Here is a 9388-nt window from a genome sequence, read left to right as displayed (position 1 = left end):
TGGATTCAAAACAAGAATACTAAGTAAAATAATGACACTCACATTTATCCAATTCATAAATGTTTTTGTTTATAAAAGAAAAATGAATAATATTAAAATAGCTATTGTGTGATAATGCACTACGGGTTAAAGTATTAAAAATACAGTCTGGAACCAACAAAATTGAAGAAGAAAAAAAATTACGTTTATTAATCAATAGTAGTGCTCTGGATTTTATTAACGATACCTTTAAAAATGGAAAAAATGCAGATAGTGTCAAAGAGGTTAGAAAACTTTATGAACTGAGAGTTGCCTGGTTAACGGGTGGAGATTTTCATGAGGTAAGAAAAAATTCTCAAAATGAAATTGAAGAGCTTTCTTTCCTTGAACAAGTTATTCATGTTCAGTTTGTGGTAACAGATTTTAAGCGTAAAATATTGCTCAAATTATACAGAGAAGGCTCTTATACTTCTGAAAATATTCGAAAATTAGAAAAAGAAATGGATCTTGATGAGTCGAGACTCCGCAGTCAGCTGAAAAATATGTTGGATGATTAGAAGAAGGAAGTTTTCGCTCCAAAAACCAAGAAAAATATAATATGAGCATAATATAGAAAACCATGCTTTGGTTTAACAATATGAAGTGAATGGAAATTTGCTTTCCTCCAAAAATTCTGAAATACCTTGAAAATTTCCAACTTAATAGGGGCATTTAAAAGCAAATCTTAATATTTCTTCGAGAGTTTACCAAAAGTTGCGAAAAAAGTTTATTGAGCGACATCTTTTTTTTTAATCTAAAATAAGAAAAGAAACTTTAGCCACAAAGCTGTTTCAATAATTTTCAAAAAAAGAATGACAAAAGCTATTCCTCAATGCTGTTGTTTACAGCGCTGACTATATTGTTTGTAAGTAGCTCATTGGCATTGCTTACTTAATCTTCCAATCAACAGTTAATATACGAATTATTTTTTCATGAAAACACCATCTATTTTTGACCATATTACCTAAAATTATAAATTTTTATAGACTTTATCTCCTTAGCTTTATCTATTTTGTATAAGATTCCGCTAAGGTAAAATCGGATTGCTTGCGGTAGCAACTCCCGTAGTAATACCACTTAAATTAACAACAATAGTAGGATTTACTATTGTGAGCATATCCCTTCTGTAAACACTCACACTAAGTCTGGCATCTATTTTTTTATCAAATGACCTCTCATTATTGGGAGTAAATTTTACATGCCAAGTACCATTTTTTACAAAAGATCGATCTGCCACACGTTACTCAAAAGGTTTTTAAAACCCAGCTTGACAACCAGATTTTGCTTCGATCTATTATGGACTATTATTCTTTGATGATCTGGCTTTCGCTGGCAATCTTATTTCTTTTAATTTGCTACTATATCAAAGAGAAAAAAGTGTATGTTCACTTCAGACCATTATTGCCTATCTAACTTAATAATTATTTGGTATTTGGGAGAAACAATAAAGTATTTATAAATTCAATCAAAAATGGAAAAGACCAATGCGACCAGAACGCTTGACAGATTACAGATAAGTTATGAGCTTAATAACTACCATATAGATGGTGATGATCTAAGTGCTGTTCATCTCGCCGAAATAAATGGAATCGATATTAACACTTTATATAAGACCTTGGTATTGGTGGGCGAAAAAACTAATCTACTTGTAGCGATAATACCTGGCAATGCAACTCTTGATCTAAAAAAACTTGCCAAGCTCAGCCAAAACAAAAACTGCAAAATGTTGCCGACAAAAGATCTGTTAAAATTTACAGGCTACGTCCGTGGTGGTTGCTCCCCTATCGGAATGAAAAAGCAATTTCCCACTTATGTTGACAATGTTATTTTGAATCAAGAACTGGTGTATGTCAACGGTGGAAAAAAAGGAACGCAATTAACGCTGAATCCTAATGAGCTAATTGCTGTCACCAGTGCAACAGTTGGCAATATTATCGTATAAAAACTGAGCATCTTTAAAAACTCTTTCTTACTCTTTTCTATTTCTTTTGGCACAAGATGAAGGATTTACACCCAAATTGTTTTTATAATAATGAGAAAAATGGCTTTCATCATTAAAACCAAATTCATCAGCTATATGTTTTAAAGTAAAATGTCCTGCTTCCAACCTTTTATTAATAAGTGATATCCGATATTGATTAATATATTCCCTGTAGCCCATTTCAAAATTTCTTTTAAAATAGGCACTGAAATAAGTACATGAAATATTAAATTGGGATGCAATACACCTTATTCTTATTTTATTAGGATCGTAAATATGATGATGGATGTAAGATATGAGTTGTTCTTTTTCCTGCAGATTATCTTTTCCGTTAAGCGACATATCCTGCATGGTTTCTTTTATGATACCGAAAATAGAAAGTATATGGTGAAAAATAACTGGGGAAGATGCTACAGCATGAACTTCATTATAAAGCAATATATTATCTACTGTATTCCTTAATACTTTGTGGATTTCTGGACTAAACTCTAGTTTTATCTCCTTTAGAATTTTATTATTCATGATTTTTTCAGGAGTATTGTCTATATAATTCGAAAATTTCCAATACTCTTTACTTATGAAATAAGTACTTGTATATTTGATGCATACAATTCTGCTTTTTTCTTCCATTATAAAATTATGTTCATCTTCCGGAGAGATAACAAACAAATCTCCTGATGTGTACAAAAAATCATTTTGATTTATTTGATGAATTCCCCTTCCATTATAAATGTATACCAGCTCAAAATAGTTTTGTCTGTGAACTGTCAAATGAAAATCATTCTCCTCAAAATCAAGTATTTCCAATGTATTGAATTGCTTTAGTTGAGCCATATAAACTTGTGTAGAATCAATCTTGGGGGTTTTCTATTTTTTTATGTTTTATCCTCTCAATTATAATTGTTGCCATCAAAGAAACTGTACCGCCTGCTACGGATTCTAAAAACCGCATCAAACCAGACTGCCAGACAATATCAAAAGTCTGATCATGAGTGCTTAACCCTACAATAATTACAGTTATGCAACCAATCTTCAATGCTCCTGTCCATTTGAAAACTGAGATAAATATACAAGTCAGAAAAAGAGAAATACCCACTGACAAAAATAGATTATTGGTAAAATAAATTATTGACGTTGCTAGAAAAGCACCAATAAAAGTTCCTAGTATTCTATCTTTCATCAGGTTTTTAGCATTTTTGGGAAGATCATCAAAAACTACAATGGCAGATATGGCGCACCATATACCGCTCAGATAGTCATCAGAAAGCTGTAGAACCATATTAATACCAAGTCCAAAAAAATAGGAGATAAAAATTACCAAAGTAAGCAACGAAGCTTTTACATAAATGCTGGCATCTGTATAGTTTTTGAGATTATATAACTTCATTGGGAGTAATTTATTTTGGTATTACAAATATACAAATCAATGTTCTATTGATACAATTTACAACAATTAGTTATATAGTAATTCTGCATAAGAAGATTTATAGCCAAGACATACTGATTACATTTTGGGGATCTAGTTACGATGAACTTTAAAACTATGAAAGGATATTTACAGCAATAAAATTTTTCAACATCTGATTTTCCGATGCTCTGGAAAATATTCATAAACTTTTAACATTAAATCTAAAATCTCTTAATATTTTAAAAGTAAATTTGTAAAGGATGTTTGCAAATTATAAATATAATATTTTTAGAGCTGGATATGCAAATAAAAATTGGTAGTTCTTAATTTTAAGACCACTTTTATCAATAGTCTTCCATAAAATCAGTTTTTTAATCAACCTTCGGAAAAGTTTATTAATAAAAAAGACTAAAAGAAAAAATGCGGCAACAATCCCCAATGCCGTCAGCCAATTTGAGGTAAGATTTTCTAAAGCGTGATCCTTCCTGCTGTTCACAATTTGGGCATCGATATCTGACAAATATCTTTTTGCCAAAGAATCCTGAGAGGCATTTTCCCAAAGTGCATCCTCCTCTCCGATGCTTGTAATAATCTTGCCCGCATATAGAATATCAATGTAATCCCTATTAATTTGAGATTTTAGAGAATCTTTAACATATATTTTCTGACTGTAAATTTGCTGTATATGGTGCTCTGCCGTCTGTGCCCTGTCATATGCAGAGTATGGTCCTAAATTTCCGTAAATATTAAAAATATTTCTACCAAATAGCGTTACGGGATAAGGTTTAACCTTTTTACGCAAAGCATTGATTTTTTCTTTTTGAACGGCAATGCCCAGTGAATCATTGGTTCTTATTTTTTTAAGCTCAGATTTATATTTCTCTAGTTCTTTAGACATTGAATTGATAATATTATCCAATTCATCCTTAAGAATTGATGTTCTTATAGAATCTTTTGTTTTTAAAAGTTTATTGTTTTCCTTAATTTTCTTTAGTTCGGCAAAATTAGAATTCTGATGACCAGCAGGTACTTGTGCAAAACATATTATATTGAAAAAAATAAGCAAGAATACTTGGACAGATATGTTGTATTTCCTTCATATAAACGTCTTAATTTCCTACAAAATTATGAAATTATAATAGAAATACCCGAAAACTATTAAAAGTTCAGGAAGCAATATCATAAATATACAAACGTTTATATCTTTTGTACAAGTAAAAAAAATAGACTTTATAATAATTTTGCAATGGAACACTTACCTACAAAATAATGGTTAACTTTATAATGATAGCCTTCTGTATATCAGCGGGGATGACATTCAGATCCGCAAAACTGATTCCGCAGGATGCACACAAAGGCATCAACACTTGGATTCTATATTTAGCACTCCCTGCAGTTTCCTTCAAATATATACCGAAGATCGAATGGAGTAGCCAGATGCTTTTCCCTGCCCTCTCCCCATTGATAGTGTGGGCAGGAAGCTGGATTTTCATGGAATTGTATTGCCGCCATAAACGTTATGCTCAGCGATCCAGAAGCACACTGGAGCTTGCAGGCGGTTACAGTAATACATCCTTTATAGGATTTCCACTGATTATGGCCTATTATGGAGAGCAGAATCTTAGTATAGCGATTATTTGCGATCAGGTGATGTTTGTTCTTATTTCAACAGTAGGGATTATTTGTGCCATTAAAGGAAACCGTTCTGATAAAGAGGGAGTCAAGCCTTATGTACTAGTAAAAAGATTGATAACATTTCCCCCGTTCATTGGTTGTATGAGTGCTCTTATTCTATCAAATGTAACAGACATCAGCATAGCAGAACCATTTTTTGATAAACTAGCAGCAACTGTAGGACCTCTTGCGTTGTTTTCAGTTGGTTTACAGCTCAAATTCAAAGGGTGGAGACAACAAATCTCCCAGATTTCAATGACAATGCTTTATAAATTAATAATCGCACCTGCATTGGTTTTAGTAGCAGCTCTGATTTTAGGTGTAAAAGGTGAGGTTGCCCGGATTAGCATTTTTGAAGCCGCAATGCCTACCCTCATTACTTCCAGCATTATTGCCGAACAATTCAGACTAAACACTAAGCTGATCAACCTCATCATTGGCATCAGCATATTGGTAGGATTTGTTACCACTGGATTTTGGAATATCATAATGAAATTTTTGATGATTTGATTTTCGGATAATTTCGAAAAACGTACAATATTTATACATCATTTTATCATTATTCTACAAAATAATTCCTATTAAAATTCAGTAAATTCGTATTACACTAAAAGATTAAATTAATAAACAATCGTATATGTGTAAGTTTAAAAACAAAATAGTATTTATCACAGGAGCTGGTGGGGGTATAGGAAAAGCTACTGCCATGACCTTTGCAAAAGTCGGAGCAAATGTAGTTTTGGCTGATGTGAAAAAAGAATTTGTTGAGCCTTTGGCACAAGATATTCAAAAATTGGGAGGTAAAGCATTGGCATTAGCATTAGACGTGACCGAATATCAATCTGTAAAAAATGCAGTTGATGAAGCAGTAAAGACTTTCGGAACCTTAGATATAGCAGTCAATAATGCAGGTGTTGTAGGCATTGGCAGTATTGAAGAAATTGATGAACAGGAATGGGACAGAGTACTTTCTGTAAACGCAAAAGGTGTTTTTATATGTACCAAAGTTGCCTTGGAAGTTATGAAACCTCAAAAAAGCGGGGCAATCATCAATACTGCTTCAATAGCCGGTAAAATGGGAATGGCGCATTTATCACACTATGTTGCATCAAAATTTGCGGTAATCGGATTTACCAACAGTATTGCAAAAGAAGTTGCGGAAACAGGTATTACGGTCAATGCTATTTGTCCGGGTATTATTGGAACCGGAATGTGGCGTGGCGAAGGAGGTATTGCAGACCGTTGGAAACAACCTGGCGAAACTGAAGCTCAATCTTGGGAACGCAACAAGAAAACATTGATTCCGCAAGGAGTAGATCAAAGTGCAGAAGATATAGCAGAAGCTGTAGTATTTTTAGCATCAGCTCCACATATCACAGGGCAGGCAATTGCAGTAGATGGTGGTATGACTATGTAATGAAATTCTATAAATATAAAAATTCAAATCTATAAAAAATAAAAAAATGGATACACAAATCGGAATTAAAAGTGAAAGCAGACAAGCTGTGGCTGACATCCTGTCTAAATTATTGGCAGATGAATTTGTATTGTACACTAAAACAAGAAATGCGCACTGGAATGTAGAAGGATCAGATTTTCATTCAATGCATCTTTTCTTTGAAAGCCAGATGTCGTAAATCGTCATGATTCCTGAATAATAAGGTATATTAATCCATTGTCTTGGTAATCGTTTATATATTCGAGATAATAGTTATATTCAATATCGTTGAACTCTATACTTAAAAGTCTAAATTGTGTTTAGTGCAGATTATTAATTAAGTTATATTTAATTAATTACGGTATAGCAACAGATTTTATCATCATATATTTTTATTTTTTTAGTAATTAATTGGAATTATAAAAAAAAACTTCATACTTTTACTAAACAATTTGCGAAAACACGTTCAATGTTTGAGGTGGAATATTAGGTTACCTAAAAAAATCATCTTTCTTAAACTCTATATAAGAAAGAATTTTGAAACAAAACATATATTCCTGGAGAAACCACAAAACCGCCTTTCATTAGGCGGTTTTCTTTTCAAAAGTTGATAAAGCACAAACCAAAAGGTTTCTTAGCTCAGTTGGTAGAGCAATGGATTGAAAATCCATGTGTCCCTGGTTCGATTCCTGGAGAAACCACAAAACCACTCTTTTTTCAAGGGTGGTTTTTTGTTTTTCAATCTTTTAAAGCATTTCATCATTTATTTACAATCAAAAATAAGTATCTTCGTTTTTTTAAAATTTTATTCATCATGAAAAAATTGATCTCCGGATTATTTATTTTTCTCAGCATACTCATTTTAGCCCAAGAGGAAGGAATTCAATTTGACCAAAGTGCTTTTAAGGATCTTTTAGCAAAAGCAAAAAAAGAAAAAAAACTTATTTTCATTGATGCTTACGCAGTTTGGTGCGGTCCGTGTAAGATGATGGACAAAAATGTTTTCACCCAAAAATCGGTAGGAGATTATTTCAACAAAAACTTTGTGAGTTCTCGAATCGATATGGAAAAAGGTGAAGGAAGAGAGATTGCTCAAAAATTTTCGGTGCGTTCTTATCCTACTTTTCTTTTTCTAAATGGCGACGGGGAATTGGTTTCTCAAAATTACGGTTATATGGAACCAAGCCTTTTTCTTTCTATGGCACAAGATGTAAATGCTGTAAATTCTAAAGAAGGTTCATCTAAAGAAAGATTTGCCAAAGGTGAAAAAAGCCCAGAATTTTTAAAAAACATCATGAAACTTCACTCAAACTCGGATTATGAGTTTTCCAAACAAGCTTCAGAAAGGTATTTTGGAAATAAACCTAAAGATGAAGAACTTACAAAAGATGATGCCGGATTTTTATTTTATTTTCTTAAATCTTCGGAAGATCCGAACTATAAAACTTTTGTAGCCAGAAAAGCTGAGATTATTAAATTCTTACCCGAAGAAAATTATAATGAATTCAACAGTCAGTTAATTTTGGGAAAAGTTGTTCAGGAATCTATTGATGAAAAGAACAAAAAAATCAACGATATTTACTTCTTGAAAACCGCCGAACCTTTAGTTGGAAAAGAAGCAGCAATTTTAAAATTAAACCAAACAAAGCTCGCGTACTATGAGCAAAATGCTAATTTTGCCGAGTACGAAAAAGCGGCGTTGGAATATTATAAAAATGCCGATTCTTTTGAACCTAATGAACTTCTAAAAGCAGCCTGGATTTTTTCTGACAACATCAAAAACCCATCTTCATTGAAGAAAGCAGCAGAATGGGCAGAAAAATCTGTGATGCGCGGAGAAACCTCTGAAAACACCTATATTCTGGCTAAAATTTATTTCAATTTAGGAAGCAAAGATTTAGCAAAGAATTTTGCAGAACAATCTAAAAATATAGCTGCACAATCAGGTAAAGATGCGAGCTTGGCTCAAACATTATTAAACCAAATTAAATAAAACTTACGATTTGAAACATAAATTTTTTATCGCCGCAGTAAGCTTATTTTCAATCATAAATATTAACGCTCAAGAAACTCAGACTACAGAGGTAAAACCTGAATCTGAGAAGAAAGTATATATAAAAGGGAATGCTTTATTTATTCCTATTGGAATTGTTAATATTGGTCTCGAACACCAAATTACTGATAAAATAACGGTTCAGGGAGATGTTTTCATCTCTCCATGGAAATCGTTTGACGGTCATGAATTGCAATATTATTCTGTATCAATAGAAGGAAGATATTATTTTAAAGAAGCTTTTAACGGATGGTTTTTAGGAGCGAATATAGGAGCATCGTCTTTTGTTTTACAAAAATGGAATTATTGGAACGATGATCCTTATCAAAGTAAAAATGAAGAAAATGTTATTTTTACAAAATCAAATTTATATCAAAAGGGATACTCTTTTTTAGCCGGAATTACAGCAGGCTATCAGTTTAAATTATCCGATAACTGGAGAATGGAATTATATGGAACCATTGGAACTTCCCAAGACGTTTACAAAGGCTATGACAGAGTATCCGGAAAAAGATATGATGAAAATCCTGACGGTTACAACAGAAGCGGTGAAATCATTCCTTACAGAGGAGGTGTAATGATTTCTTACAGATTAAAGTAAACAACATGAAATTATTAGGAAGAAACCACATCATCATCTCTATTATTACGTTTGCAATACTTTTTCTGATGAATTATTTGGGAAACGAAGAAGCGGATAAGTTACAACGTGCTTTGATGACAGCTTTAGCAGGAGTAATCGGACTAACGATAGGTTTGTTTATTTTAAACAAAGGAAAGGATGATAAAAATCCGCCACAGAATTTTGATTAAGAT

At 32.4% G+C, this 9388-nt stretch carries 11 protein-coding genes, 1 tRNA gene and 1 pseudogene; 9 read left to right on the top strand and 4 right to left on the bottom strand.

Going from position 1 to position 9388, the window contains the following annotated elements; all coding sequences use genetic code 11:
- Positions 1-104 precede the first annotated feature (104 nt).
- Entirely contained in the window at positions 105-536 is a 432-nt protein-coding gene (locus BA768_RS02570; RefSeq protein WP_065719562.1) for a hypothetical protein, read from the top strand.
- 509 nt (positions 537-1045) lie between these two features.
- On the opposite strand, the gene BA768_RS02565 is transcribed toward BA768_RS02570, so the two are convergent.
- A complete protein-coding gene (locus BA768_RS02565) occupies positions 1046-1255 on the bottom strand; it encodes a hypothetical protein (protein ID WP_065719561.1) in 210 nt (69 codons plus the stop codon).
- 234 nt (positions 1256-1489) lie between these two features.
- On the opposite strand from BA768_RS02565, the gene ybaK reads away from it, so the two are divergent.
- Positions 1490-1960 (top strand): Cys-tRNA(Pro) deacylase, encoded by a 471-nt coding sequence (gene ybaK / locus BA768_RS02560; protein WP_065719560.1) that lies wholly within the window; start codon positions 1490-1492, stop codon positions 1958-1960.
- A gap of 27 nt (positions 1961-1987) precedes the next feature.
- On the opposite strand, the gene BA768_RS02555 is transcribed toward ybaK, so the two are convergent.
- The 3 genes from BA768_RS02555 to BA768_RS02545 all read right to left on the bottom strand — a co-directional run bounded on the left by BA768_RS02555 (position 1988) and on the right by BA768_RS02545 (position 4305).
- On the bottom strand, positions 1988-2833 hold the full coding sequence (locus BA768_RS02555) for an AraC family transcriptional regulator (protein ID WP_065719559.1): 846 nt from the start codon (positions 2831-2833) through the stop codon (positions 1988-1990).
- 16 nt (positions 2834-2849) lie between these two features.
- Positions 2850-3386, bottom strand: coding sequence for an FUSC family protein (locus BA768_RS02550; protein WP_065719558.1), 537 nt, complete (start codon positions 3384-3386; stop codon positions 2850-2852).
- 292 nt (positions 3387-3678) lie between these two features.
- Positions 3679-4305: a hypothetical protein gene (locus tag BA768_RS02545; RefSeq protein ID WP_165601765.1), complete on the bottom strand. Its 627-nt coding sequence runs from the start codon at positions 4303-4305 to the stop codon at positions 3679-3681.
- A gap of 371 nt (positions 4306-4676) precedes the next feature.
- On the opposite strand from BA768_RS02545, the gene BA768_RS02540 reads away from it, so the two are divergent.
- From BA768_RS02540 to BA768_RS02510, 7 genes and pseudogenes are all read left to right on the top strand, one after another.
- Positions 4677-5591 carry an AEC family transporter gene (locus tag BA768_RS02540; protein ID WP_065719556.1) on the top strand — a complete coding sequence of 305 codons (915 nt, stop codon included), beginning with the start codon at positions 4677-4679 and terminating at the stop codon, positions 5589-5591.
- Positions 5592-5718: 127 nt separating this feature from the next.
- On the top strand, positions 5719-6498 hold the full coding sequence (locus BA768_RS02535; protein WP_065719555.1) for an SDR family NAD(P)-dependent oxidoreductase: 780 nt from the start codon (positions 5719-5721) through the stop codon (positions 6496-6498).
- 46 nt (positions 6499-6544) lie between these two features.
- A pseudogene (locus BA768_RS02530) lies at positions 6545-6709 on the top strand (Dps family protein); the annotation flags it as partial.
- A gap of 438 nt (positions 6710-7147) precedes the next feature.
- Positions 7148-7220: transfer RNA gene (locus BA768_RS02525), tRNA-Phe, on the top strand.
- A 113-nt stretch (positions 7221-7333) separates the two neighbouring features.
- A complete protein-coding gene (locus tag BA768_RS02520; RefSeq protein WP_065719554.1) occupies positions 7334-8512 on the top strand; it encodes a thioredoxin family protein in 1179 nt (392 codons plus the stop codon).
- Between the two features lie 10 nt (positions 8513-8522).
- Positions 8523-9173: a DUF3575 domain-containing protein gene (locus BA768_RS02515; RefSeq protein ID WP_083206567.1), complete on the top strand. Its 651-nt coding sequence runs from the start codon at positions 8523-8525 to the stop codon at positions 9171-9173.
- Positions 9174-9178: 5 nt separating this feature from the next.
- Positions 9179-9385, top strand: a complete 207-nt coding sequence (locus BA768_RS02510) for a hypothetical protein (RefSeq protein WP_065719553.1) — start codon at positions 9179-9181, stop codon at positions 9383-9385.
- Positions 9386-9388: the final 3 nt, after the last annotated feature.

Origin of the sequence: Chryseobacterium sp. CBo1, from assembly GCF_001693475.1 — a bacterium.
Taxonomy (GTDB): Bacteria; Bacteroidota; Bacteroidia; order Flavobacteriales; family Weeksellaceae; genus Chryseobacterium; species Chryseobacterium formosense.
The sequence above is the reverse complement of the archived record's forward strand: the minus strand, read 5'-3'. Positions and strand labels throughout refer to the sequence as shown.

Excerpts from the sequence above, each read along its gene's own strand:
- BA768_RS02545 (WP_165601765.1), bottom strand. The coding sequence starts at position 4,305 with ATGTCTAAAGAACTAGAGAAATATAAATCTGAGCTTAAAAAAATAAGA.
- BA768_RS02535 (WP_065719555.1), top strand. The coding sequence starts at position 5,719 with ATGTGTAAGTTTAAAAACAAAATAGTATTTATCACAGGAGCTGGTGGG.
- ybaK (WP_065719560.1), top strand. The coding sequence starts at position 1,490 with ATGGAAAAGACCAATGCGACCAGAACGCTTGACAGATTACAGATAAGT.
- BA768_RS02550 (WP_065719558.1), bottom strand. The coding sequence starts at position 3,386 with ATGAAGTTATATAATCTCAAAAACTATACAGATGCCAGCATTTATGTA.
- BA768_RS02555 (WP_065719559.1), bottom strand. The coding sequence starts at position 2,833 with ATGGCTCAACTAAAGCAATTCAATACATTGGAAATACTTGATTTTGAG.
- BA768_RS02520 (WP_065719554.1), top strand. The coding sequence starts at position 7,334 with ATGAAAAAATTGATCTCCGGATTATTTATTTTTCTCAGCATACTCATT.
- BA768_RS02540 (WP_065719556.1), top strand. The coding sequence starts at position 4,677 with ATGGTTAACTTTATAATGATAGCCTTCTGTATATCAGCGGGGATGACA.
- BA768_RS02510 (WP_065719553.1), top strand. The coding sequence starts at position 9,179 with ATGAAATTATTAGGAAGAAACCACATCATCATCTCTATTATTACGTTT.